Raw genomic sequence first — 26,257 nt, 5'->3', positions numbered from 1 at the left:
ATAAATCATTTATTTTAATACATCTTTAAGCTTTTGCTTTAAGTTTTTACTTTTTTCAGGACTCGCGCCATCACTTGAAATCATCACACGCATACCCTCATGTTTGAATGATGCCACATTAAAGAAATTAGAATTCGCTTTATTTGAACAATCATTCACGAGCTGATTAGCATGCACACATTCCATGACTTCTTGATTCACACGTTCAACATTCGTTGCGATAAACACAATGTCATATTGACTAATGTCTTGCTTCGTAAATGGAAATGGAATACATTCAACATCCATCGCTTCAATCGCTGCATCAATTTCTGGTGCCATTACTGTAATTTGTGAACCTTCACCTTGTAAACCAGTAACTTTACGTTTGGCAATGCGGCCTCCACCAACTATAAGTATTTTTTTATCTTTTAAGTTCAACATGACTGGATACATATGCATCCTCCTCAACTTCTGCGATTTTTTTCAGCACAGCTTCTGCCATACCGAAATCCAAATCAAGCGTGTCCGTAAAAGTAATGTCATAGCCCGCCTCAATAAACGGTTCACTCAATCTTTTTATCTTACGTACGAGATGACCATCGAATAAGAAATAAGGCATGATTACAATCTTTTTCTCTTTATCTATTTGCTTAAGTTGCGCTTCAAAACTTAATGCACCATAAAGCATTGCAGGTATTAAATCTTGTCCAGTCTCTTGCCTCATCATCTTTACCATTGCTGTTAAACGCTCATCTGGTTCAGTGAACCGCTTGTTACCATGTGCTGTAATGAGTACCATCTCATCTTTATAACATGAAACGATACGTTCACACACTTTGTAAACAGCAGGTTCATCACCAAAGCAATCTGCAATTTCGTAAGTGATATGTGGATAGTTTTTCAATACTTCTTCTAACTGTGCTGGAATATCTTCTCTTGCGTGCATTGCTGGAAATAATAGCATAGGCATGACGAGCAATTTTGTTACCCCTAAATCAATCATTCGCTGTGTAATAATTGGAACATTCTCATCATCTTTTTCTAAAAAAGCGAGTTGTTGCACAGTCTCTTTTCTACCTTTTTTGATATAATCAACAAAATCTCGAAATAGTTGATTTTTATCTGGCATTTTAGATCCATGCGCAATATAAATGATACCTTGCACTTACATCCCCCCTAATTCACAATACTCTTTTATTATAACGTAATTTAATGTGAATATGTTCACATTCATGTATATATAGGGAGTTCCCTATATAATTATTATTGCAAGCAATTCAATAAGAAAAAATAAAAATGTGTACAAAAAAAGCCTTACCAACTGAAATGGTAAGGCTTTAGCTTAGTGCTGAACAAAAGTTCAACAGTCTCTACGCAAATTATTTATTTAATGCTGCTTTCGCTTGTTCTACGATTTGAGCAAATGCTTTTTCGTCAGTGATAGCGATTTCTGATAACATTTTACGGTTGATATCGATTTCAGCTAATTTTAATCCGTTCATTAAACGGCTGTAGCTGATGTCGTTCATACGAGCTGCCGCGTTGATACGTGCGATCCATAATTTACGGAAGTCACGTTTCTTTTGACGACGGTCACGGTATGCATATTGACCTGATTTCATTACTTGCTGTTTTGCTACTTTATATAATGTATGTTTTGAACCAAAGTAACCTTTAGCTAATTTGATTGTACGTTTACGACGCGCGCGTGTAACTGTTCCACCTTTAACTCGTGGCATTATAATTCCTCCTCAGTGTTTCTAATTTTATTATTTTAAGTACGTTAACATTTGTGCTACTCGTTTTTGATCGCCTTTAGACACTAATGACGCTTTACGAAGTCCACGTTTTTGTTTTGTTGATTTGTTTGCGAATAAATGTGATGTGTAAGCTCTTGAACGTTTTAATTTCCCTGAACCAGTTCTTTTAACACGTTTCGCTCCACCACGGTGAGTTTTCATTTTAGGCATGATTTGTTCCTCCTAGTTTTGTTTTTTGTCGACGATTGGCGCTAACATTAAGAACATTGAGCGGCCATCCATCTTGGGTCTTTGTTCAACTGTCGCAAGATCTTTACATTCTTCTGCAAATTTCTCTAACACACGTTGACCAAATTCTTTATGCGTGATTGCACGACCACGGAATCTGATAGATACTTTAACTTTATCTTGCTTCTCTAAGAACTTGCGAGCATTTTTAAGTTTCGTATTGAAATCATGATCCTCAATCGTTGGACTTAATCTAATTTCTTTAACGACTACAACTTTTTGATTTTTACGTGCTTCTTTGTCTTTCTTTTGTTGTTCAAATTTAAATTTACCGTAGTCCATAATTTTGGCTACTGGCGGTTTCGCATTTGGAGCAACTAACACGACATCAAGGTTAACACGTTCAGCAATTTCAATTGCTTCGAACTTAGTTTTAACGCCAAGTTGTTCACCATCATGACCGATTAAACGAAGTTCTCTCGCACGAATTTTGTCATTGATTTGAGTTTGATCTTTAGCTATGGTTGACACCTCCTATTTGATTTACGAAGACAAACAAAAAAGCGAGCGCATAATGCACCCGCTAAAAATAGACATGTCTAACCATGTTATTTAACCCTGTAACTGCTCTTGGCGTCTTCAGGGCGAGAAGCGGGATGCTTCTACTTGTCCGTTTCGTATTCAACAGACTTTAGTATAACAGGTCATATTTTATAAGTCAACATCTATTTTTTCAAATTCACTCATATCATGATTTTGTGATAAATCTACTTCCGTTAATGGAATCTTACGCGTTTTATATTTTAATTTATGATAAAAGTAAAAGGCTAAGAAAATTGGAATTCCCATATATGTGATTAAGAATCCGTTTAAATCAAATTTCCCACCTAAAATTAAATCTGTATCTTGCCCTATGATAACAAATAAACATAAAATAAATGCAAATATCGGACCAAATGGGAACCACATTGCTTTATATTTTAATACAGATGTATCTTTATTTTGTGCATAAAATGCTCTTCTGAATCGATAATGGCTAATAGCAATACCTAACCAAGCAATAAATCCAGTTAAACCACTTGCTGCAACAATATATTCATAAGCTCCACTTGCAACGCGTTCTACTAAGAAAATAATTAGAACAACTACGAATGTCGCTAAAAGACTTGGAATTGGTACACCTTTATGGTTTGTTTCCGAAAACTTACGTGATGCTAAGCCATCTTTACCCATTGCATATAACATGCGGGTTGAAGCATACATACCACTGTTACCTGCAGATAATATTGATGTTAATATTACTGCGTTCATAAATGATGCTGCAAATGCTAATCCTGCATTTTCAAATACTAGCGTAAATGGTGATTTCGCAACACTATCGCCACCCATTAAGTTTGGATTTGTATAAGGTATGATTAATCCAATCACCAATATAGAAAGTATGTAGAAAATTAATATTCTCCAGAATACTTGTTTAATTGCTTTTGGAATTGTCTTCTCAGGTTCTTCTGATTCCCCTGCTGTAATCCCTACAAGTTCAGTACCTTGGAAACTAAATCCTGCAACTAAGAATACGCCTAAAATTGTTAAGAAAGAACCAGTTAAACTATCGCCTAAAAATGGAGCATTTCCGGTTGTAAAGTTGCTAAATCCAATAAACTCTCCACCAAGAATTCCGACAATCGTTAGTACCCCAATAATTAAGAATAAAATAACAGTCACAACTTTCACAATCGCAAACCAATATTCACTTTCACCATAGACACGTACTGATAATGTATTTAAAAATAAAATAATTGCTAAAAATACTAAACTCCATGCCCAACCTGGTAAGAAATCCATTGGTGCCCAATATTTAATAACACTTGCTGCAATACTTACATCTGCTGCTACTGTGATAACCCAGTTAAACCAATAATTCCAGCCAAGAGCAAATCCAAGTGAAGGATCAACGAAACGTGTAGCATATGTAGAAAATGACCCCGATATTGGTAAGTATGTTGCCATCTCTCCTAAGCTTGTCATTAAGAAAAATACCATTATACCAATAATCGTGAAAGCAAGTAGTGCTCCACCAGGACCTGCATCACGGATTGCCCCACCTGATGTCATAAATAAACCTGTTCCGATACAGCCACCGATAGCAATCATCGAAATATGGCGTTGTTTCAATCTTCTTTGTACTTCATTATTACCACTATTCATATTCTGACTTCCTTTCAAATTTAAAAAATGAGTACGCGTATGATACGCGTACTCATTTGAAAAGTAATAATCAAAATTTAGTAGCGCATCACAAACGTGACAGTCTAACACCTATTAAATGTTAGCCCAGAAATTAATGCTCATACACATTATTTCTTCGGCACTGTTTCCTTTCGAAAAATTTCGTTTACGTGTATGACATATCCATCATCTACTCATAAACAGTGCGACCTCTACCTCAACGAGGAATATTAAGTTAGTTTCTAATATACATCATATTGAAATAAAATTCAACATAATATTCAATGCTTTAAATGATTAAACGCTTCATACTCAAAACGCTTTTACACTGAGTGTTATACTCGTAACCATTTTTAACATTATTTTTTTAAACGAATTTCATCTACTAGGTTCCAAATAAATTCATCTCGCTCTAATGTTTTAGAATCTTTAGAACCGTATTGACGTAAGTTGACTTCATTATTTTCAACTTCTTTGTCCCCTACAACTACTTGATATGGTACTTTGTTCATTTGTGCTTCTCGGATTTTATAACCCATTTTTTCGTTACGATCATCGATATGACATCGTACGCCTTGTGATTTCAATTCATCATAAAGTTTACGTGCGTAATCATAATGTACTTCATTAGAAACAGGAATGATTTCTAATTGATTTGGTGCAAGCCACGTAGGATACGCCCCTTTGTATTCTTCAGTTAAAAAGGCTACGAAACGTTCCATTGTAGAGATAACACCACGATGAATAACCACTGGACGGTGTTTCTCTCCATCGTTTCCGATATATTCTAAATCGAAACGCTCTGGTAATAAGAAGTCTAATTGAACCGTTGATAATGTTTCTTCTTTACCTAAAGCTGTTTTAACTTGAACGTCTAATTTAGGACCGTAGAATGCCGCTTCGCCTGGTGCTTCTTCGTAATCTAAGCCCATTTCATCAACTGCTTCTTTAAGCATTGCTTGTGCTTTCTCCCACATTTCATCATCTTGGAAGTACTTTTCAGTATCTTCTGGGTCTCTGTAACTTAAACGGAATTTGTAATCTTTAAATTTAAAGTCTTTATAAACATCGATTACAAGTTCAACAACACGAATAAATTCTTCTTTGATTTGGTCTGGACGAACGAAGATATGCGCATCGTTTAAAGTCATACCACGAACACGTTGTAAACCACTTACAGCACCACTTGCTTCATAACGATGCATAGTACCAAGTTCCGCAATACGAATGGGTAACTCACGATATGAATGTGGTTTATTTTTATAAACCATCATATGGTGTGGACAGTTCATAGGACGTAACACCATTTGCTCATTATCCATTTCCATTACCGGGAACATATCTTCTTGGTAGTGATCCCAATGTCCTGAAGTTTTATATAAATCTACAGAACCCATAACAGGTGTATAAACATGGTCATATCCTAAAGCGACTTCTTTATCAACAATATAGCGTTCTAATTCACGACGAATTGTCGCACCGTTTGGTAACCACAATGGAAGACCCGCACCAACAAGTTGACTTGTTGTAAATAATTCTAATTCTTTACCGATTTTACGGTGGTCTCGTTCTTTACGTTCTTCTAAAATTTGTAGATGTTCTTTTAATGCTTTTTTATCGAAGAAAGCAGTTCCATAGATACGTTGTAACATTTTATTGTTAGAATCACCTCTCCAATATGCACCAGCAGTTGATAATAATTTAAATTCTTTAATTTTAGCAGTTGAAGGAACATGTACACCACGGCAAAGATCAGTAAATTCACCTTGTGTATATAATGTTACGTTTTCGTCTGCTGGAATCGCATCGATTAATTCTTGTTTGTAAGGGTCATCTGCGAATTCATTTTTCGCTTCTTCACGACTTACGACACGACGCTCTATTGTGATATTTTCACCAACGATTTGACGCATTGTCTTTTCGATTTCAGGTAAATCTTCGCTTGAAATTTTGTGTTCAGTATCTACGTCATAGTAGAATCCTTCTTCAATGACTGGACCAACACCGAAATGTACATTACCATACATACGTTTTAATGCTTGCGCCATTAAATGTGCTGTAGAGTGACGTAATACTTCTATACCTTCAGGTGAATCAGGCGTGATGATTTCGATATCCCCATCTACTTTTAACGCCGTTGATAAATCCACCATTTGACCATTGAATTTACCTGCTAAAGCTTTTTTTCTTAAACCTGGACTAATAGACCCTGCGATGTCTTCTGTTGTAATGCCAGACTCAAAACTTTTCACATTACCATCTGGGAATTTCACATTAATTTCACTCATTCAAAACGCCTCACTTTTCCATATTTTGTATTTAAAACAACAAAAAAGACCCCATCCCAAAAAGGGACGAAGTCTATTCGCGGTACCACCCTAATTACTGACAAGTCAGCAACTCTGCATAAGATAACGGTCTTGAGCCGGGCAAGGATTAGTTACCATACAATAAAGGGAGTAATATTATATCTTAATTACTGATTCACAGCACCATCAGCTCTCTAAAAATTAATGATAAATATCGTATCCTTATCATGTTCTTATATATAAACGAATTTAATTTTGTTGTTTGTTATTACATATTATACACCGATTATTATAATTTTCAAACTTATTTTTGTCGGCGATAATTTTTACCGTTTAACATATACGCATCACTGAGTGACTCTACACGTTCCATAATACGACGCGCTTTCGTTTGCTCTGCACCTTGTTTCGTTACAGACAAATGATGACTCAGTTCGTCAAAGTCAAAGTTGGAACTGAAGAACGTTGGCATGTTATTCATCATACGGAAATTTAAGATCGGTCCTAATACTTCATCGCGGACCCATGGGGTTAAATCTTCCGCTCCGATATCATCAAGCATCAGAACGGGTGTGTTTTTCACACGATTTAATCGCTCTGCATAGGTTCCGTCATTAAATCCATTTTTTAATTCTCTAATAAACTCTGGGAAATAGAGTAATGTTGAATAAATATGACGCTCTTTTAACTCGTTCGCAATTGCACCTAAAATAAATGATTTTCCAGTACCAAAAGGACCGTGAATATACATCCCTTTAACAACGTTACCCTTTGCAATATCACGACAGACAAGACCAGCTTGTCTCACAATATCGATACGTGTCGTATCATCCAAATAGATGTCAGCTAACTTGGCATTCAACACATCTTTTGGCATATGGATTGCCGTAATAAATTGCTTCATCTTTTGTTCTTCATCAAATGCAAGTTTTGAAGGACAAGGTAAATGTTTAATCTTAATATGATTATTTTCTACGTAAAGCTCTGGCGTATGGCCAGGTACGAAATTCTTACACTTACCGTATGATTCGCACTCACGGCACATGATAGAAGAATCTTTATATTCTTGGAGGACTGTTAAATCATTATCAATCATTTTATCAGTAACGTTATTTGCGGTAATAAACGCACTAATTTCAGGATCTTGTATCGTTTCTTGTTTAATACGCTCAATGCGCTTAAAGATTTTATTATTTGCATTTAATATTGATCCCATCGGCTTCATTATTTATCCTCCTCCCATAATTGATTCAATTCTTCTTGTAATTTACGACGTTCCGCTTCTAAATCGACTGTTGGTTTGGTTTCATTTTTTACAACCGGTTCTTCTGTTAACCACTTTGGTGTCATTTCTTTTGATGGCGGTAAATATTGTTTTGGACGTCTTGCTTTTTCTTTACGTTCTGCTCGTTTTTGATCCATCGATTTTACAAATTGATAAGCTTCTGCACTTGTTTTAAGGTTTTGCTTTTTCCAGTTGGATGCAATTTCTTCAATATAACTTTGTGGTAATTTCATATCTTTCGTAAATAATACATACTGTATTAATATATTGAATACCCCATATGGCAATTGTTCACGCTCTAGAATGCTTTCAATCATACGCTTTTGTTTTAAAGTAGGTTCTGATTTACTAAATGACGTTAACATATCAATAGGACTTGTCGTATCGAGCATTTCAAACCAATTAAGTAATGTACTCGCTTCTTTTTGTTCTGAGGACATTTGTTCTACAGGCTCTTGTACTTGTAGAGTTGGTAATGCACCATCATGTTCAATTTTATAAAAATCTCTTGCATTTTTTCGTAAATCTTCATGAGAAATCGTTTGATTACTCGTTAATGATTTCAATATAATTTGGCGCATTTCTGTCGGTGCAATATCATACAGGGCTGCTAGTTGTGAAATTAAATCACGCGTCTTCTTCGGTAATTGCTCACTCGTAATTAAATTTTGGGCAAGTAAAGTCTCTAACATATCAAAGTCAAATGTTTGATGATGCACGGGAATACCGTACGGATCACTTTGTTTAATAATCTCACTGTTATATTCAAAGACAATCGGTTCTGGTGATTTCGGTGTTCCGAATACATCCATATATTTACTTGATATATCATGATAACCATCATAATCAATATTATTCGTGAAATATCTACTCTTTAACATCTGAAAACGATGCTTACCAACTTGTTGATATAAGAATACCGAAAGCATTGGATCATTAAAGAATTGTGCGGGCATCACCGGACTTATTAATTTATATATAAATTTCTGATTATTATCATCAATGCGCATATAAGTTTTCATCAATCCAATTGCTTCTAAACGCTTACGTATCACTTCAAAGTGCGTTAAATTCATTTTCAATTCACTTAGGAATATGTAATGTGTATAATCATTACTCACTTGATTGTAATCATTTAAAAATTGACTTAAAAACTGATATACACCTACGCACTCTATTCCGATTAATGGTGTATATAACGTTTTTAATACATCTTCAGTTAAATGCGTGCTAATATAATTCGTCGTTACGGTAAATTGATCCGTACCGTTTAATTCTGTAAAATAATGCTGCATGTTGGCACCTACTTCTTATCCTTATCATTCAATAATCCACTCATTGTACGTAACAGTTGATCTACATCTTTAAACTCCTTGTATACAGAAGCGAATCTTACATAAGACACCTGATCTAATGTCATTAAATGGTCCATAACCATTTCACCAATATCGACAGATGATACTTCAGTAGCACCCTTTTCACGTAAAGTAGTCTCTATATCTGTCGTAATTCGCTCTAAAGATTCGAATGCAACTGGACGCTTTTCACATGCACGGACCAACCCATGTAAGACTTTATCACGATTGAATGCTTGTCTTGTACCGTCCTTTTTCACGACGATTAATGGCTGTAATTCGATTCTCTCAAATGTAGTGAAACGCGTCCCACACTCTTCACATTCACGACGCCTTCTTATAGCAGTCAAATCGTCAGCATGGCGTGAATCAATTACCTTAGATTGATTAAAACCACATTTCGGACATTTCAAGACAATCACTCCTCTTTTAATCATTATTATTTAATTATACAATAATACTAAGCAATTAAAAATCCATAAGATTACACCCAAGAGGATAAACAATAATCACTAGACAAAGGAGTATATTGATGAGACCAAAATTTATATCACTACCTAAATTAGAAGACGGACATCCTGTTAACAAATTACGCGCTAGCTTTAATCATAGAAATGAAACGATACTTTATCATAATGATTCTGTTGGTATTGTCTTTATCGGAGATTCGATTACTGACTACTGGGACCTAGAAGGCTATTTTAAGTTGGAGAATAATAAACGCATCATTAATCGAGGCATTGGCAATGACCGTACGCAATGGGTTCGCGATCGCTTCGAAGCAGATGCATTACAACTTAAACCCGATTGGATTGTATTGTCGATTGGCATTAATAATACAAAAGAACTAGACGAAGATCAAAGCACTGAGAATCAGGCAAAAATTAAGCATAGAATACTAGAAGATATTGAAGCGATGATCGTGATGGCGAAAGAACGCGATATTAAGATTGCAGTGACGACATTAACATCAACAAACCGCCCCCATTTAGAGGGTTTTGTCGTGCGTTCACAGTTGGTCCAACATATTAATACAGCAATTGAAGCACTATGCAAACAACACGATGCAATCTTCATCAACTACTATACAAAAATGACAGAAACAAAAGATGGCATTGATTGCTTACGTGCTGAATTATCTGTTGATGGACTACACCCACACGTTTTAGGGTACGACATTATGGCTGAAGTCGTTGAAACCGCGTTCGGTGGACGATATCCTTTGAAAAGAAAAAACGGAATCTAGACTGTTGAGTCTAGATTCCGTTTTTATTTGTGTTTGTTCATACAATGTCTTGTTGCATGAACAAACAGTGTTGAATTGTCAGGATTCGGTTCAAATTTTGTTGTTATGGCCACTTCTGTTCATACATAGCTATGATGCATGAACAAACAGTCTTGAATTATCTTAATTCAGCTCAATTTTTGTTGTCATGGCCACTTCTGTTCATACATAGCTATGATGCATGAACAGAGTTCTAATGCAGCAACTTCAAACCTATCGTACTTACCAAGATTAATCCCATAAAGAACAATCGTAATACGTTCCTAGATTCACCATAAAAAATGATTCCAACAATTGCACCACCGACTGCACCAATTCCAGTCCAGATTGCATAAGCCGTACTCATTGGAATTTCAACTAAAGCCACAGATAAGAAAAATAAACTAAATGAAAACGAAACAATTAACAATAAAATATAACGTTTATGATTAGTATTCACATACATATTAATAATCACCACACCCAGCATTTCACAGAGACCAGCGAGAACTAAAATAAGCCAATACATTACTTCGCCTCCTCTGGTGTTGCCATTTTTAAACCAATAACCCCAATAATCAGTATACTAATCAATACAATCTTCTCCGTACCTAATGGTTCATTGAAAAATACAACATCCGCGATTGTAACAAGTGTTGCCCCTAATCCAACGAATACAGCATAACTTGTACCAACTGGTAAGAATTTAGATGAATTGAGTAATAAATAAAAACTAATAGAAACACTGATAACTGTAAGTAACCACTCATACCAAACGTCAGCATGTGCTAAACCGATCACCCAACACATTTCAAAAATGGCAGCGACGATAATTTTTATCCAATTCATGTTCTACCTCACTCATAAATTAATAGAGATTAGTATAACATATTTGTACGCTCATATTGGTTATAGCGCACTAAAGGCAAGAGCATTAGAAACTTATAAGCATTTGCATCAAGATTAAAGTTATAAAGAGCATTATTACAATCGCACCTAATAATTTATGTGTAATATATACTTTTAATCCAATAAAAATAATTCCTATATAAATAAATATTTTACTCAATTGAATATTGTTCGTAACAAACAATATTACTAAACCAATCAAGCAAAATATAGCGCTTATCATTGAAAACATAACTTCATATTTTCTCATTCTAGCAACCTCTTGTCTCTATCATTTATGATGTTAATAACGCATAATCAAGGTAAACTGATAAAAGAATAATATTTCCATTCAAATGTATCCACCTTGTAATCAACCTTTTATTTATATTACCATAAAAATAACCTTAAAAATGGATATTCATCATTTTTAAGGATTATTTATGTTATAATTATTTATTAAATTCACATATAACTTGAATATTATTCCCTCTGATATTTGCACTTACTTTTCCATTTAATTTAACCATGAGTTCTTTTACTATATATAAACCAAGTCCATTATGATTTCCGCTTCTACTTGAATCCATCATAAAAGATCTTTCAAAGATTTTATCGGTATCTAGATAATCTAATTGTTGTAAATCATTAGTGAAAATCACTGTAAATGTTTCCTCATTATCTTTATATTTGATATTAATTTCAGATTGAGCAAATCAAATTGCATTATTTAAAATATTATTAAAAATTCGATTTGACATTTGTTTGTCTATAAATAAATATACTGCAGATTGATTTTGTATTTGTAGATCTAAATGGTTTTTCTCAATTTCATAATAATGACTCATACATGCTTCATTTATGAGATCAGTAATTGAGGTATATTCTAACTCTATAATATTCGAATTAGAATCAATTAATGATATTTGATAAAACATATCAATACTATTCATTAATTGATCTATTTTTTTATCCATAATTTTCAAATGATTATTACTTTCTTCTGATATATTTACACCTAACTTCAATTGTTCTAAGTAACCCTTAATTGAAGTTAATGGTGTTCTCAAATCATGAGAGATATTAGCCCATTCTTCTTTCTGCAATTGCAGTTTTTTTCTATCGTCATTTCTTTGTTCGCGAAAATGATTGATTAATTGATTGATACTATTTATACACTGACTAATCGTACTATTATGAGTAGTTGTTCTTAATATTTCATTTGTATATTCAAAATTCTTCATTTCATTTAATTGCACTGTAAGAGATTTTAAATCTTTTCTATAAATAATTAACTTCCAACAAGCAACAATTAAAAGAATCAGTAATATACAAATTAATGTAATCAACAAAATCACCCTTATATATCTTTTTTATTAAATAAATAGAAACTCACCAATAAACTAGTAACTGTTAAGAATATACCAGTAATCCAATAATCAATACTAAGTTGCACATTATGATCCATATACTCTGTTAATATACCATCTAATAATACTTTTGGACTATAATCAGATAAAGTCATAAATACTTTATTGAATTTACTCAATATATAAAATAACGAAGAAGAAAGCAGTAATACTGCGACTAAAATAATACCAGATAAAAATTCTTTTATACCTGAAATATTTAAAGCATGAGCTAATGAAAAACCACCTAATATAATCGGAACCATATTAACAATTGCATATAATAAATCAATAAATGCTTTTTTGTCTTTAGGTAAAAAAATACGGCCACAAATGTACACAACCAACAATGATATTACACACAATATAACAAAGTACATTAACGAAATAAGATATTTACCGAAAAAAATGCTACTTCTTGATATGCCAAAAGATACTGTCTGTTTTAATAGTCGTAAACTTTCATTATTTACTAAAAATGAATTAATAATTGAACCAATCACAATGATTAATATTCCAAAAGCAATAATATTATTATAATAAAAATCAGCTCTATAATACGGAAAATACTTACCAGAATTACCGAAATGGTTTAATGTATATGCAGCCATAATCAATAACATAATACATATTGCAGATATAATATAATATCCTTTTGTCTTCATCATTTTATAATTTTCACTTCGTAAAAAATTAATCATTTACATGACCTCCTAAACCTAAAAAATATTCCTCTAAATTTATTGATTCAACACGTAATTCAGAAATTTGAATATCCTGATTTAGAAGTACTCTATTAATTTGATTTTTATCGATATCGTCACCATAAATTCGAAGTTCATTATCAGGATAAACTTTAAAATTAATACCCTCAAAATTAGACTCTAAAATATTTACAGCTTTTGATATATTATCTACTTTTATCTTCAAATGTTGTTCACTTCGTTCTTTGAATTCTTTGCTTGAAATATTTTCTACAACATTTCCTTTTTCTATAAATAAATATCGTGTCGCGATAAGTTGAAGTTCTGCAAGTATATGACTAGATACTAATATAGTTATTTCTTTTTCTCTATTTAACTTGATTAATAGTCTTCTAATTTCAGTAATACCCTCAGCATCCAGGCCATTTGTCGGTTCGTCCAAAACTAAGATATCAGGTCCAGATAATAAAGCAAGCGCCAACCCTAATCGTTGCTTCATACCCATAGAATATTGTTTAAATTTCTTTTTAGGATATTGATTAATTCCAACAATTTCAAGCACTTCATTTATTCGTTGCTTCTCACTAATACCTCTTTGAATTCTAAAATAATTTAAGTTTTGATAGGCATTCAAATTCGGAAAGAAAGTAGGCTCTTCAATCATAAAACCAATCTTTTTTCTTCCTCTAGAGATATTCATTAAATCATTATTTGGAAAGAGTATTATTTCACCAGTTGTTGGTTTAATTTGACCAGATAACATTTTAAAAAAAGTTGATTTTCCAGCACCATTTTTACCAATCACTGCACATATTTCTCCGCTTTTCAATACAAAGTCTAAAGGCTTTAATGCTTGATAATTACCATATTGCTTAGATAGTTTATTTACTTTTAATAAATCTACCAACGATATCACTCCTTTATGTTTTATTATTATCATCATAAAAGATTTCATATTAATATCCTTTAAGTAAAACATAAAGATTTCATAAAGATTTTTATACGAGCATAAAGCCTATGCCCCATATAGTTTTTATATAAACTTCGCTTGTTATATTTTCGAATTTTTTTCTGATATTTGAAACATGTACACTGATTGTATTATCATCACCGACGTAAGTGCCATGTCCAATATTTTCATAAATTTCTCTTTTTGAAATAGGAATACCTGGTTTTTTTATTAATTCTGTTAATATTTCAAACTCGGAATTTGTTAATTTTATTATCTCATTCATCAATAGAACTTCTCTCGTGACGGTATTGAGAGTTAAATCGCGATGAACAAAGTCTTTCATAGTATTAGAAGTACTATTTCTTAATTGAACTAGTACTCTAGCTTCTACTTCCTTATTTTCGAATGGTTTCGTAATATAATCATCCGCGCCTTGTTGTAACAAATTAACTTTATCATTAATATCGCTCTTTGCTGAAATTACTATTACTTTTGAATCAATAGTTTGCTTTATCAATTTTAATAGATTTACGACGTCAATATTTGGCAACATTAAATCCAGTAATATTAAATCATAATGATTGATACTCATTAAATCTTTAGCTTTGTTACCATCAAAAGCCATATCAGCTTTAATATGCATTTTAGTCAACATTAATGAAAGTAAATGTGCTATTTCTAAATCATCTTCAACAATTAATACATGATTGTCCAATCTATTCACCATCCATACTTAAATAGTCTTCTTTATTTTACAGAAATTTTGTATAAAAAATACAATAATATCAATAAATAAATTACAATAACACAAAAAATCACTTCTAAATATATAGAAATGATTTTTGTATTTAATATTTAAATCACTGTTTGTTTATTATGTATTTCGTACCTATCTCATTTGATGTGATATTTAATTCTACATTTAATTTCTCACTAATATCATTCATGATTGTAATGCCCTTACTACCCTTTGAAATTTTAGTGGTATCGTATCCAACACCAAAATCGATAATCTCTAATTTATTTGAATCTAAATTGATTAATAGCTTTTTTGTTTGAGAGTGCCTAATAATATTTGAAAGTATATTATCTAGTAGTCGCTCAAAAAATAATACTTCAGTTTTCCATATAATATTGCTGTCAACATCAGTAAAAACCTTTATTTTATTCTTTTCTAATAAATAATTCCATTTCATCAATGACTTCATAACAATATCATCTACTCTATAGTCTTCTAAAAATAAATACTGCTCTTTATAATTTAGCTCATCTGTTTCAGATACCTTCTTAACGAGTTGATTCGTGTACATTATCTTTGTGTAAATTTGATCTACTTTATCTTCAGGAATTTGATATTCATTCGCTAATTCATACAATTCCAGCATTATTGCAGTAAGTGGTGTATTAATATCATGTGATAATTGTTTTATATGTTCTTGTTTCATATTACTTTGTTGCTCTAATATGGCCTCTTTATACCTTAATCTATCTATCAATTTATTTATCGAACCTGACAGAACGTTAATTTCATCTTTACTGTCATTTTGATATTCCAATTTTTCTGGGAAACCTTCATCATATGTTATCTTTTCTACTATTTCATGAATGTTACTAATTCTAGAAATAACTTTCTTAAAATATTTTGATCCAATCCAGACCAAAAATAGTAAAAGAATAAAATAGAAGATATAAAAATTAACATATAAAAAAGAACTTTTAAACTTCCATTCAAACCTAAAAAAATAATTAACTACAGTATAACTCAATAGAAAAAAATAATTTAGAAGTATAAAAGTAAATGGGATTAAAAATATACTGAATGCCATGACATAAAAATATTTTTGTATTAAATTTTTATTTTTCATTTGATTTCATCCTATAGCCAATTCCATATATTGTATTAATAATTTTACAGTCATTATCTTTCAATTTTGTTCTAAGTTTCTTTATATAGACATTTAAACTATTTTCATATGTATCACCGTCATACCATACGTAATCAATGATTCTTTCTTTCTCTAAAATGATATTTCTATTTTGATATAAATAAAAAAATAATTTTCTTTCTGTCTTTGATAATTCAATTTCTTTACCCTCATCATCAAACACTAATTTATTCATAATATCGATCTTTAGATTATAAAGATTTTCGTGATAATCAGAATAACTTTTTTCTAAAATATTTTCTATTCTTGCAATTAATTCCAAAGGGTGAAACGGCTTGGTTATGTAATCTTCACCATTACGTAAGCCATCTAATTTACTTTCAATATCATTACGAGCAGATAAAAAAATAATAGGAATATTATTTTCTTCTCTAATATTTTTAGTAATAGCAATTCCATTGTCAAAAGGTAGCATGATATCCATCAAAATAAGATGGATATCATCTAATTGTTCAATTACACCTTCTCCAGTTGAATTAATTAATACATTAGCACCTTTTGCTTCGATTAATCTCTTTATACTTGATGCAATTATCATATCATCTTCAACTATGAGAATATTAAAACCTTTCATTTTTATACCTCAAATCTTAATTAATAAAATACATTCCTAATGCATAAAATATTAAATATCCCAGAACTAAACTTAATAACAACGTATTTCGTTTTTTTGTAAAAGTTTTTTTGTTTGTAACATAAGCATTGTAATCATAGAAGTGCATGAACACAAAACTAAATGCTAATATCACCGCACTTGCCAAAGAACATAAAGCAATTAAAATAAATAATGGTCCAGGATTTTCTAGCATAAATCTCCCTCCTTATATTGTATATTAGAAAAGTTAAAAATACATGATTTAACATATCTTAGAAACTGATAACTTTTCCTTAGATACAATATAAACATCAATTCTTAAAAAGTTATGAATATAAATAGCACTTCTCATAAATTTTGAGAAATGCTTAATTTTTTATAACTTACGAAATATGTTTTACTTCATCCCTCTCAAAACATGCGTCGTAATAATATTTGTATCCCATTGTTTCTCACCATAATCATATAATCGCATACGTTCAGCATATTTTTTATTTACCTTTTGAATCATTTTGTCGACTTGTTCGAAGAATAGATTATCTGTATTCTGATTTCTCACACGGTTCAGTATCTCTATTTTCGTCTTAAGTTCTGACTCAATAATGGTTAACGCCCAATCTCGACCACTCGCAGGATGATCAGGTGTGAATTGCTGCGTTACATAATTTGAGTTTACATGAATAAACTGAAATTGCTCCATCGTTGTCGGCAATTCCGATTCGTTTATTTTATACTTCGCAATATCATATTCTGCCAATTCATTTCTATCCGACTCTAACTTTGCCCAAAAGTTATTCTCAAATACATCATTTTCAATACATTTCGCCATTCTTCTGATATTCGTAACATTGGATAAACAGATACAAACCCCATTTTGTTTTAATATCCTTTTTTGTTCATTAAAAAATACTGATGTTTCAACGTGTTCACACACAGTGTTAGATATAACGACATCAAAAATTTCATCTTCAAATGGTAAATCATAAATATCGCCAACAATAAACTTCATGTCGTTAATATTATTACGTGCATAATCAATAAAAATCTCATCTCTATCCATCCCAATTATTTCAGCATTCGGATACCATCTTTTTAACGCCTCACTTAATGCACCAGGTCCACAACCAATTTCAAGTATTTTTATGTTAGTCTGTGGTAAATCGAAGTACTTCATATAATCATCTTTAAAGCGATCATCAAATCGTAATTTACGACTTAAATATAAAGTATCAATCCCTTGAATTTTACTCGACCATAATGTACTCATTTACACTCACCTCTCTCCATCAACACTTTTTACCATTTTAATTTAAATCCAAAATAAAGACACCTCTCAACATTGCGAGGTGTCTTTATTCTATATTACTTCGCTAACTTTTCGCCCATTAATACAGCTAATTCTACTACACGAGTTGAGTAACCCCACTCGTTATCGTACCAAGATAATACTTTTACTTTAGAACCTTCCATTACGATTGTAGATAATCCATCAACGATTGAGCTGTTTGGATTTGTATTGAAATCTACACTTACTAATGGTTCATGTGTAATATCTAAAATACCTTTTAATTCGTTCTCACTTGCAGCTTTAAACGCTTCATTGATTTCTTCAACAGTTACTTCTTTTTCTAGATCCACAACTAAGTCAACTAACGAAACGTTTGTTGTAGGTACACGTAATGCCATACCGTGTAGCTTACCTTGTAATTCAGGTAATACTAAAGCTAAAGCTTTTGCAGCACCTGTAGAGGTTGGAATGATACTTTGAGCACATGCACGCGCACGACGTAAATCTTTATGTGGATTATCTAAGTTCTTTTGATCATTTGTATACGCATGAACTGTTGTCATTAATCCATTTTTAATACCAAATTTATCATTTAATACTTTCGCCACTGGTGCTAAGCAGTTTGTTGTACAAGATGCATTAGAAATAACATCATATGTATCAATATCCAATTGTGCACAGTTCACACCGCGAACGATTGTTTGAACATTTCCTTTACCTGGAGCAGTTAATAATACTTTTTTAGCACCTGCTTTAATGTGTGCTGAAGCTTTTTCAGCATCATTAAATTTACCAGTTGCTTCTATAACAATATCAATATTTAACTCTTTCCATGGTAATAATTCTGGATTTCGCTCAGATACTAATTTGATTTCTTTTCCGTTTACGATTAAAGCATTCTCACCAGGCTCAACATCTAATTCAAACTTACCATGAGTAGTATCGTACTTCGTTAAATGTGCTAGTGTTTCTGGAGGATAGCTCGCGTTAATCGCTACTACTTCTAACTCTTCATTTAATAGTGCTGCACGGAACACCATTCTTCCAATTCTACCTAACCCATTAATCGCTACTCTAGTTTTCATCATATCTTCTCCTCCGCAATGTGTTATACTAATCTCTTTCATTAGTATAGCACAATGATAAAGTTAAGGAAGCGTTTTCTTTAAGAAAATTATTTTCATAATTTTCTTAAAATTTATCACTTTTGATTAGCTGTTACGAGTTGTTCGAGTTGTTGAAATAAGTCTTCTAAAGTACCACTATTATCTATGACTTTATCGGCTTTTTGCTTCTTGAATTCTATTGATAACTGTGAAGATACACGTGATGTCGCTTCTTCTAGCGTAAGCGTATTACGGGACATTAAACGTTCTATTTGTATCATCTCTGGGACATATACGACCCACACTTCATCAACAGTATGTTCTAATTTGTTTTCGAAAAGTAAAGGTATATCCATAACAACTGTTTTACCTTGAGCAAGCCCTATAGCTTTTTCAGCTTCCATTATGTCTCTTACACGAGGATGCAGAATATCATTTAATTTTTGACGTTCCAAAGGATCATTAAAGATTATCTCACCTAACGCTTTTCTGTTAAGTGTCCCGTCTTCCTGTATCACTTCATCACCAAAAACTGTTCTAATTTCTGCTAATCCTGCTGAACCGATTTCTACTGCTTTGCGGCTAGCAATATCTGCATCAACAATTACATAGCCCTTTTCTTTCAAAAAATTTGCCACCGTTGATTTTCCACTAGCGATACCACCTGTTAATCCAATAACTTTCATATAGCACCTACTTTTGACATTTTTCACAGTAATGCGTGTTTCTTGTGGCAATTATTATATTCGAAATTTCACTGCCACATGTATTACATCGTTTTAAGCCGTAGACATTAAATTTACTTTGCATAGTACCACTTTCACCTTCAACATTGCGATAATCAGAGATACTTGACCCACCTAATTCAATACCTTTATTTAGTACATCTACAATTGCTAAAAATAACCTTTTCTTCTCTTGTACAGATAATGTATGTGTTATATGTGTAGGTAAAATTCGTGCTATATACAATGCTTCGCATGCATAAATGTTTCCACAACCACTGACAACACTGTGATCCATTATCACTTGCTTTATCGGTTTGTTCATGAACTTTTTTTGTTTTGTTTGTTGAAGAAAATGCTTCAATGCTTTCTCTTCAAAGGGCTCTGGTGCAATCGTATGATAAAATGTTTGGTATGCATCTTCATCCAAGATTTTAAACTCACCAAATCGTCTGACATCTGAGTAAATCATTTTTTGACCATTGGATAATTCAAACTGAACATGCCAATGTCTTCTATAATTAGGTATTGGAATATCCTTAACACTCGGTCTCACAAAAAATGCACCAGACATTCCAAGATGACCGACCAAATAGATTTTTTGTTCATTTTGAAACTTATTGAGATGAAAAATAATATATTTACTTCTGCGTTCAATACTGTCGATCACAGTATTGCTTAAGACCGATTGAAACGTTTCTAATCCAACTTGCTTAATAATCGTCTCTTTGCCCTGTTCCTTCCCAGCTTTCACCGCATCTGAAAAGATAATAGTTACTATATGTTCATTTAATATATGTGGTCGTAAACCTCTAACCACATGCTCTACTTCTGGTAATTCTGGCATCTTCTCACCTACTTCGCTTCATACCAACTTTCACCAGAATTATATTCAACTTCAAGTGGCACGTTTAGTTCCATTGCATTCTCCATAATATCTTTGACAAATAAACTAAAAGCATCGATTTCATCTTTTGGTACTTCAAAAATTAATTCATCGTGTACTTGTAATAACATCTTAGCTTTAAAGTTTGTTTCTTTCAGTGCTTTATCAAACTGTACCATTGCCAGTTTGATAATATCAGCAGCACTACCTTGTATCGGTGTGTTCATCGCAGTACGTTCTGCAAATCCTCTTAAGTTAAAGTTCTTACTCGTTATATCTGGGATATAACGTCTACGATGCATAATTGTAGTTACATAACCATCTTGCTTAGCTTTTTGAATAATATCATCCATATATTGCTTTACATTTGGAAAACTGTTTAAGTAATCATCAATAAATTGTTGAGCTGCCTTTCTAGTAATTCCTAAACTTTGACTTAAACCATAATCACTAATCCCGTATACGATACCAAAATTAACTGCTTTCGCTTGACGGCGCATATTGCTATCAATTGCATCTCTCTCTACATTAAAAACTTCCATCGCTGTTTTTGTATGAATATCAATACCATGTGTGAAAGCTTCCATCATACTCTTATCTTCGGTAATATGCGCTAATACACGAAGTTCTATTTGAGAATAATCTGCTGCGAAAATTACCATATCGTCCTCACTAGGTACAAATGCCTTACGAATTTTTCGTCCTTCATCTAAGCGCACAGGAATATTTTGCAAGTTGGGATCAATTGAAGATAAGCGGCCTGTTTGTGCGATTACTTGGTTGAAACGCGTATGGATTTTTTGATCATCTCCAATTAATTTTTGAAGTCCTTCAACATATGTTGATTGTAATTTAGAGAGTGTACGATAAACTAAAATATCATCAATAATCTCATGACTACCTTGTAATTTTTCTAGTACATCGACAGCTGTTGAATAACCTGTCTTGGTCTTTTTAATAATTGGTAATTGTAATTCCTCAAATAAAATCACACCTAATTGCTTCGGTGAATTGACATTAAATTCTTTACCTGCATGTTCATAAATATTTTTTGTTAGAACATCTAATCGTTCTTGAATTTCTTTTTGCATCTCTTGCAATGTTGCTTTATTGACTTTAATGCCCTGCATCTCCATTTTTGCGAGTACTAAAGCCAGTGGAAGTTCGAGTTCATCATGCAATGCTAGTTGTTCGTGTTCTATGAGCTTTTCTTTAATTAAAGGTGTAACATCACTGATTAAGTTCACTTCGTTTGCTATATGTTTGTATAATATATCAGTTTCAGGAATATGCGCTTTTGCACCTTTTCCGAATATATGATCATCCGATTCTACATAATTTAAGCCGAAATCTTGCCCAACTCTTGCTACATCAACAACTGTTGTTGATGGATTAAGTAAATAGTTGGCAAGCATTACGTCAAATAAAATCCCTTCAATATTAATGTTTAAACGTTCAAACAATACTTTTACAGCTTTCGCATCATACACATGTTTCTTAACTTTGTCGTTCTCAAGTAGTTGAATAAAAGAATCATTTTCTTTAATTTCCTCTGGCGATATAACAAATGTCTCACCATTATAAATAATTCCTATTCCCAAAATCTCATTTTTTAAATAATTATCTTGATAATATTTGATATGTAAATCGATAATATCTATAGCAGTAAAATCAAATGTTTTAAAGTTATCATTTAACGTTAATTCTTTATTGCTCGCAATCTGACTTGTAGTATCAATACTTTCAAGCATTTGTTTGAATTCTAATTCTCTAAATAATTCTATTTTTTTTGTTTCATCCTTTTCGGGAATAATTGTATCTTCAAGCTTCAATTCAATTGGTGCGCTTGTTTCAATTGTCGCAAGTTTTTTACTCATAATCGCATCAGATTGATGATTGGTTAAATTCTCTTTCAGTTTCTTAGCAGTGATTTTATCTAAGTTCTCAATTACTCCTTCTACAGTGCCATACTCCATCAGCAACTTAATTGCAGTTTTCTCACCAACACCTGGTACACCGGGTATGTTATCTGATTTATCCCCCATCAAACCTTTTAAATCGATAATCTTTTCAGCACCAAACCCATATTTATCTTGAATAAATTCAGGAGTGTACTTATCAATATCAGTAACACCTTTTTTTGTGTAATATACAGTAACATAGTCATTTACAAGTTGTGTTAAATCCCGATCGCCTGTAACGATGATTGTTTCCATCTTTTTTTCTGACGCTTCCTTTGAAAGTGTCCCAATGATATCATCCGCTTCGTAGTTATCCAATTCATAGTGTTTAATTTGATAGGATTCAACTAGACGACGAATATGCGGAAATTGCTCGCTTAATTCTTGTGGTGTTTTTTGTCGTCCACCTTTATATTCTCCAAATGTTGCATGTCTAAATGTCGTTTTTCCGGCATCAAACGCAATTAAGAAGTGTGTCGGTTTTTCTTCCTTTAATAATTTTTCTAATATCAGAGTAAATCCATAAATTGCATTTGTATGTAATTCAGATGAATTCTTTAGTAAAGGTAATGCGTAAAATGCACGAAATGCGATACTATTTCCATCAATTAATATGAGCTTATTGTTCATTATTCTACCTCCATCTTATGTCTATTCTAGTCTATCACATCTTCTATTTGAGACATATTTAAAGGGATAGTAATATTAAAAATAGCAAAAAAAAACACAAGTGATTGCTTCAAAGTCACTTGTGTTTCTCTTCATCTAAAATGAAGGGGTCTACCTATTATTATAATCATTGTTTGTTAATTTAGTGTAAATATGAAGTAAAGTTTCAATAAATATGTTGTTTTAATATAATTCTGAAAGTCGTTCCAACACCAACTTCACTTTCAACTTCAATTTCACCTTTAAAAACTTCGATGATATGTTTCACTATTGATAGGCCTAAACCCGTACCGCCAGAATCACGGCTACGCGCTTTATCCACACGATAAAATCTTTCAAAAATTCGCATTTGTTCTTCCGGTGCAATCCCTATACCTTCATCTGTTATCTCTAAGATACAATTTCGGTCTTTTTGGAAAACTTTAATAGTGATACTTGCATCGTCATATGAATAATTAATTGCATTTGAAAGTAAATTTATTACTACTTGTTTTAACTTACTTGGTTCAGCAAGTACATATAAATCTTTTTCGAAATCTAAATTAAATTTTATATTTTTCTTTTCCGCAAGAGGATGTACTACTTCTACACTATTGAATACTTTCTGTGGCAAATTCACTTTAGTCATCTCAAAGTGATTTGCTTGTTCTATTTTCGAAAGTTCCAATAACTCACTCACTAACACTTGTATGCGATTGGATTCTTTCAATATAATTTCTAAGAACATATCTAGTGTTTCTGGTTCATCTTTAGCTCCATCAATTAACGTTTCAGTAAATCCTTTAATACTTGTAATTGGCGTCTTCAATTCATGAGAAACATTGGCAACGAAGTCTTTACGCATTTGTTCTAAAGATTTTAGTTGCGTAATATCATGGAGTACGATTACTATGCCTTCAATCTTCTTGCGTTTCTTTGATAATACAGGTACAACGGCCACATCAAAATACTTCTTATGCACATTAACTGTTAAGTTTAAAGTGTCATTAACCGGTTTTTCTACTGCAATAGCTTCCTTAATCATTTTTTTAATAAATTGATTTTTAATGACCGTTTCGTAATGTCCATGTTCAATCGGCTGTCGCTTATTAAATAAGTTAATATATGTTTCATTCGCAATTGCAACTTCTCCATGATTATTAACTAACATCGTCGCACTTGGAATATTTTGAAGTGTTGTTTCTAGTCTGTTACGTTGTAACTTCTGTTCGTTATTTAAATCTTGTAATGTTCGGGCTAATACGTTGGTTGATTTGAATAATTCTTTTGTCTCTGTCACACTACTCTCCGGAACACGTACTTTGTAATTGCCATCCGCCAATAATTTCGAAGCATAAGTCACTTCTTTAATGGGCTGTATATAGCTTTTATTGACATAGCGAACGATGATAAAAATTATAGGTATCATACATAATAATGCAATAGAGAAATATTTTATTAATGTTGATTCTACATCTTTGACTGTCGTATTTTCACTCAATATATATACTGTATTTTTATCTTTATATCGCAATAAACTTTTTTCAATTGAGCCTTCATAACGATAATTCACCTGATTATTATTCTCAAGTGTATATTTGGTTATAAAACGATCAAACTGGTGCTTGGTAATTCCCTTTGACTTATAAATAACATGTTGATTTTTATCTAATATTAAAATTGAACTTTGATATGAATCTTCATAAGACTGAATAAATTTTTTTATACGTTCGTCGCCACTAACGTACGCATCAAATATTTTTGCATCTTTCGTAATGGTCTCTTTATCATTTTGTATTAATAAATCAGCCAGTGTAAGATGCAATAGTGTTCCTATTAAAAGAAAGCTTACAACAATAAATGTTGTAAGCATTAATAACAATCTACTTTTAAAACTAATCATTACGCTTAGGATTCTCTAACTTATATCCAAGACCACGTACTGTCTTAATGTATTGTGGCTGTTTCGGATTTTCTTCAATCTTTTCACGTAAGTGGCTAATATGTACATCTACAATACGAGAGTCTCCTGCAAATTCATAGTTCCATACAGAGTTCAACATATGTTCACGTGTAATCACACGACCTTGGCGTTCAAGTAAGTAAATAAGTAACTCAAATTCTTTCGGAGTTAAATCCAATAACACATCATTACGATATGCTTCAAAATGTTCTGGTAATACTTTAATTTTACCAATCACTATTTCTTTATTACCTTTTTCTTCTTCCACCATTTTTAATGCATTTGAACGACGAAGAATTGCTTTAATTCGTGCAATAACTTCTCTTGGAGAAAACGGCTTTGTCATATAATCATCTGCACCTAATTCTAATCCAAGTACTTTATCGAATTCGTCGTCCTTTGCAGTTAACATTAATATTGGCACTTGATTCTTTTCATTTCGAACAGATTTGCAAACTTCTACGCCATCCATCTTAGGTAACATTAAATCTAAAACAACGATGTCAGGTTTTTCGCTAAATATCTTTTCTAAACCTTCTTCGCCATCATAGGCTGTTACAACTTCGAAACCTGACTGTTGCAAATTATATTGTAGTAAAGTTACGATTGATTGTTCATCGTCTACTACTAAAACCTTCTGACTCATCCAATCCCTCCAAACAATTATACAATTGTATTATATCTTAAAAGAATATTGAAATGCTACAACAAATCAATATTCTTCAAGCAACAGCCGAATAATTTACACTATCTTTACAATTCGGAGGTTTTTCAAAA

Annotated in this window: 29 protein-coding genes, 1 riboswitch and 1 other annotated feature; of the genes, 1 reads left to right on the top strand and 28 read right to left on the bottom strand. The window is 32.2% G+C overall.

All coding sequences use genetic code 11. From position 1 onward, the window contains the following. Positions 1 to 9: 9 nt before the first annotated feature. The 10 genes from ACMGE9_RS10735 to nrdR all read right to left on the bottom strand — a co-directional run bounded on the left by ACMGE9_RS10735 (position 10) and on the right by nrdR (position 9,558). Positions 10 to 435 carry a bifunctional precorrin-2 dehydrogenase/sirohydrochlorin ferrochelatase gene (locus ACMGE9_RS10735; protein ID WP_414042764.1) on the bottom strand — a complete coding sequence of 142 codons (426 nt, stop codon included), beginning with the start codon at positions 433 to 435 and terminating at the stop codon, positions 10 to 12. Then, positions 404 to 1,147 (bottom strand): sirohydrochlorin chelatase, encoded by a 744-nt coding sequence (locus ACMGE9_RS10730; protein WP_414042763.1) that lies wholly within the window; start codon positions 1,145 to 1,147, stop codon positions 404 to 406. The genes ACMGE9_RS10735 and ACMGE9_RS10730 overlap by 32 nt, the downstream gene beginning before the upstream one ends. Before the next feature lie 214 nt (positions 1,148 to 1,361). After that, entirely contained in the window at positions 1,362 to 1,721 is a 360-nt protein-coding gene (rplT, locus tag ACMGE9_RS10725; protein WP_414042762.1) for a 50S ribosomal protein L20, read from the bottom strand. Between the two features lie 30 nt (positions 1,722 to 1,751). After that, positions 1,752 to 1,952: a 50S ribosomal protein L35 gene (gene rpmI / locus ACMGE9_RS10720; RefSeq protein WP_414042761.1), complete on the bottom strand. Its 201-nt coding sequence runs from the start codon at positions 1,950 to 1,952 to the stop codon at positions 1,752 to 1,754. Between the two features lie 12 nt (positions 1,953 to 1,964). After that, positions 1,965 to 2,501, bottom strand: a complete 537-nt coding sequence (gene infC / locus ACMGE9_RS10715) for a translation initiation factor IF-3 (protein WP_414042760.1) — start codon at positions 2,499 to 2,501, stop codon at positions 1,965 to 1,967. Positions 2,502 to 2,519: 18 nt separating this feature from the next. Beyond that, positions 2,520 to 2,644 (bottom strand) — a sequence feature (ribosomal protein L20 leader region). Between the two features lie 37 nt (positions 2,645 to 2,681). After that, positions 2,682 to 4,175: an amino acid permease gene (locus tag ACMGE9_RS10710; protein ID WP_414042759.1), complete on the bottom strand. Its 1,494-nt coding sequence runs from the start codon at positions 4,173 to 4,175 to the stop codon at positions 2,682 to 2,684. A gap of 73 nt (positions 4,176 to 4,248) precedes the next feature. Continuing rightward, a riboswitch (Lysine riboswitch) is annotated at positions 4,249 to 4,419 on the bottom strand. A 136-nt stretch (positions 4,420 to 4,555) separates the two neighbouring features. Continuing rightward, entirely contained in the window at positions 4,556 to 6,484 is a 1,929-nt protein-coding gene (thrS, locus tag ACMGE9_RS10705) for a threonine--tRNA ligase (RefSeq protein ID WP_414042758.1), read from the bottom strand. Positions 6,485 to 6,809: 325 nt separating this feature from the next. Continuing rightward, positions 6,810 to 7,730, bottom strand: coding sequence for a primosomal protein DnaI (dnaI, locus tag ACMGE9_RS10700; RefSeq protein WP_414042757.1), 921 nt, complete (start codon positions 7,728 to 7,730; stop codon positions 6,810 to 6,812). Beyond that, positions 7,730 to 9,085 (bottom strand): replication initiation and membrane attachment family protein, encoded by a 1,356-nt coding sequence (locus ACMGE9_RS10695; RefSeq protein ID WP_414042756.1) that lies wholly within the window; start codon positions 9,083 to 9,085, stop codon positions 7,730 to 7,732. The genes dnaI and ACMGE9_RS10695 overlap by 1 nt, the downstream gene beginning before the upstream one ends. Positions 9,086 to 9,093: 8 nt before the next feature. Further along, entirely contained in the window at positions 9,094 to 9,558 is a 465-nt protein-coding gene (gene nrdR, locus ACMGE9_RS10690; RefSeq protein ID WP_414042755.1) for a transcriptional regulator NrdR, read from the bottom strand. 119 nt (positions 9,559 to 9,677) lie between these two features. On the opposite strand from nrdR, the gene ACMGE9_RS10685 reads away from it, so the two are divergent. Then, positions 9,678 to 10,391, top strand: coding sequence for an SGNH/GDSL hydrolase family protein (locus tag ACMGE9_RS10685; protein ID WP_414042754.1), 714 nt, complete (start codon positions 9,678 to 9,680; stop codon positions 10,389 to 10,391). A 232-nt stretch (positions 10,392 to 10,623) separates the two neighbouring features. Here ACMGE9_RS10685 and ACMGE9_RS10680 read toward each other — a convergent pair whose 3' ends face one another. The 18 genes from ACMGE9_RS10680 to ACMGE9_RS10595 all read right to left on the bottom strand — a co-directional run bounded on the left by ACMGE9_RS10680 (position 10,624) and on the right by ACMGE9_RS10595 (position 26,126). Continuing rightward, entirely contained in the window at positions 10,624 to 10,938 is a 315-nt protein-coding gene (locus ACMGE9_RS10680) for a DMT family transporter (protein ID WP_414042753.1), read from the bottom strand. Next, a complete protein-coding gene (locus ACMGE9_RS10675) occupies positions 10,938 to 11,258 on the bottom strand; it encodes a DMT family transporter (RefSeq protein ID WP_414042752.1) in 321 nt (106 codons plus the stop codon). Before ACMGE9_RS10675 ends, ACMGE9_RS10680 begins: the two co-directional genes overlap by 1 nt. Positions 11,259 to 11,343: 85 nt before the next feature. After that, entirely contained in the window at positions 11,344 to 11,568 is a 225-nt protein-coding gene (locus ACMGE9_RS10670; RefSeq protein ID WP_414042751.1) for a hypothetical protein, read from the bottom strand. A gap of 181 nt (positions 11,569 to 11,749) precedes the next feature. After that, positions 11,750 to 11,959 carry an ATP-binding protein gene (locus ACMGE9_RS10665; RefSeq protein ID WP_414042750.1) on the bottom strand — a complete coding sequence of 70 codons (210 nt, stop codon included), beginning with the start codon at positions 11,957 to 11,959 and terminating at the stop codon, positions 11,750 to 11,752. A gap of 54 nt (positions 11,960 to 12,013) precedes the next feature. Then, entirely contained in the window at positions 12,014 to 12,646 is a 633-nt protein-coding gene (locus ACMGE9_RS10660) for a sensor histidine kinase (RefSeq protein WP_414042749.1), read from the bottom strand. A gap of 11 nt (positions 12,647 to 12,657) precedes the next feature. After that, positions 12,658 to 13,407 (bottom strand): hypothetical protein, encoded by a 750-nt coding sequence (locus ACMGE9_RS10655; protein ID WP_414042748.1) that lies wholly within the window; start codon positions 13,405 to 13,407, stop codon positions 12,658 to 12,660. Then, positions 13,400 to 14,326, bottom strand: coding sequence for an ABC transporter ATP-binding protein (locus ACMGE9_RS10650; RefSeq protein WP_414044493.1), 927 nt, complete (start codon positions 14,324 to 14,326; stop codon positions 13,400 to 13,402). The genes ACMGE9_RS10655 and ACMGE9_RS10650 overlap by 8 nt, the downstream gene beginning before the upstream one ends. An 82-nt stretch (positions 14,327 to 14,408) precedes the next feature. Next, positions 14,409 to 15,077, bottom strand: coding sequence for a response regulator transcription factor (locus ACMGE9_RS10645; protein ID WP_414042747.1), 669 nt, complete (start codon positions 15,075 to 15,077; stop codon positions 14,409 to 14,411). 145 nt (positions 15,078 to 15,222) lie between these two features. Further along, on the bottom strand, positions 15,223 to 16,227 hold the full coding sequence (locus ACMGE9_RS10640) for a hypothetical protein (protein WP_414042746.1): 1,005 nt from the start codon (positions 16,225 to 16,227) through the stop codon (positions 15,223 to 15,225). Next, positions 16,217 to 16,882, bottom strand: a complete 666-nt coding sequence (locus tag ACMGE9_RS10635; protein ID WP_414042745.1) for a response regulator transcription factor — start codon at positions 16,880 to 16,882, stop codon at positions 16,217 to 16,219. Before ACMGE9_RS10635 ends, ACMGE9_RS10640 begins: the two co-directional genes overlap by 11 nt. A 16-nt stretch (positions 16,883 to 16,898) precedes the next feature. Next, the gene (locus ACMGE9_RS10630; protein WP_414042744.1) at positions 16,899 to 17,117 is read right to left on the bottom strand and encodes a hypothetical protein; all 219 of its coding nucleotides are present in this window, start codon (positions 17,115 to 17,117) and stop codon (positions 16,899 to 16,901) included. Positions 17,118 to 17,300: 183 nt separating this feature from the next. Continuing rightward, positions 17,301 to 18,170: a class I SAM-dependent methyltransferase gene (locus tag ACMGE9_RS10625; RefSeq protein WP_414042743.1), complete on the bottom strand. Its 870-nt coding sequence runs from the start codon at positions 18,168 to 18,170 to the stop codon at positions 17,301 to 17,303. Between the two features lie 95 nt (positions 18,171 to 18,265). After that, entirely contained in the window at positions 18,266 to 19,276 is a 1,011-nt protein-coding gene (locus tag ACMGE9_RS10620; protein ID WP_414044492.1) for a glyceraldehyde-3-phosphate dehydrogenase, read from the bottom strand. A gap of 116 nt (positions 19,277 to 19,392) precedes the next feature. Then, the gene (gene coaE, locus ACMGE9_RS10615) at positions 19,393 to 19,983 is read right to left on the bottom strand and encodes a dephospho-CoA kinase (protein WP_414042742.1); all 591 of its coding nucleotides are present in this window, start codon (positions 19,981 to 19,983) and stop codon (positions 19,393 to 19,395) included. Positions 19,984 to 19,990: 7 nt separating this feature from the next. After that, positions 19,991 to 20,869: a DNA-formamidopyrimidine glycosylase gene (mutM, locus tag ACMGE9_RS10610; protein WP_414042741.1), complete on the bottom strand. Its 879-nt coding sequence runs from the start codon at positions 20,867 to 20,869 to the stop codon at positions 19,991 to 19,993. Between the two features lie 8 nt (positions 20,870 to 20,877). Further along, a complete protein-coding gene (polA, locus tag ACMGE9_RS10605) occupies positions 20,878 to 23,499 on the bottom strand; it encodes a DNA polymerase I (protein ID WP_414042740.1) in 2,622 nt (873 codons plus the stop codon). Between the two features lie 205 nt (positions 23,500 to 23,704). After that, positions 23,705 to 25,420 (bottom strand): two-component system histidine kinase PnpS, encoded by a 1,716-nt coding sequence (pnpS, locus tag ACMGE9_RS10600; protein WP_414042739.1) that lies wholly within the window; start codon positions 25,418 to 25,420, stop codon positions 23,705 to 23,707. Next, positions 25,413 to 26,126 carry a response regulator gene (locus ACMGE9_RS10595; RefSeq protein WP_414042738.1) on the bottom strand — a complete coding sequence of 238 codons (714 nt, stop codon included), beginning with the start codon at positions 26,124 to 26,126 and terminating at the stop codon, positions 25,413 to 25,415. The genes pnpS and ACMGE9_RS10595 overlap by 8 nt, the downstream gene beginning before the upstream one ends. Between the last annotated feature and the right edge of the window lie 131 nt (positions 26,127 to 26,257).

It is taken from the genome of Macrococcus animalis (assembly GCF_047425875.1).
GTDB classification, from domain to species: Bacteria; Bacillota; Bacilli; order Staphylococcales; family Staphylococcaceae; genus Macrococcoides; species Macrococcoides animalis.
This window is presented reverse-complemented; position numbering and strand designations above follow the sequence as displayed.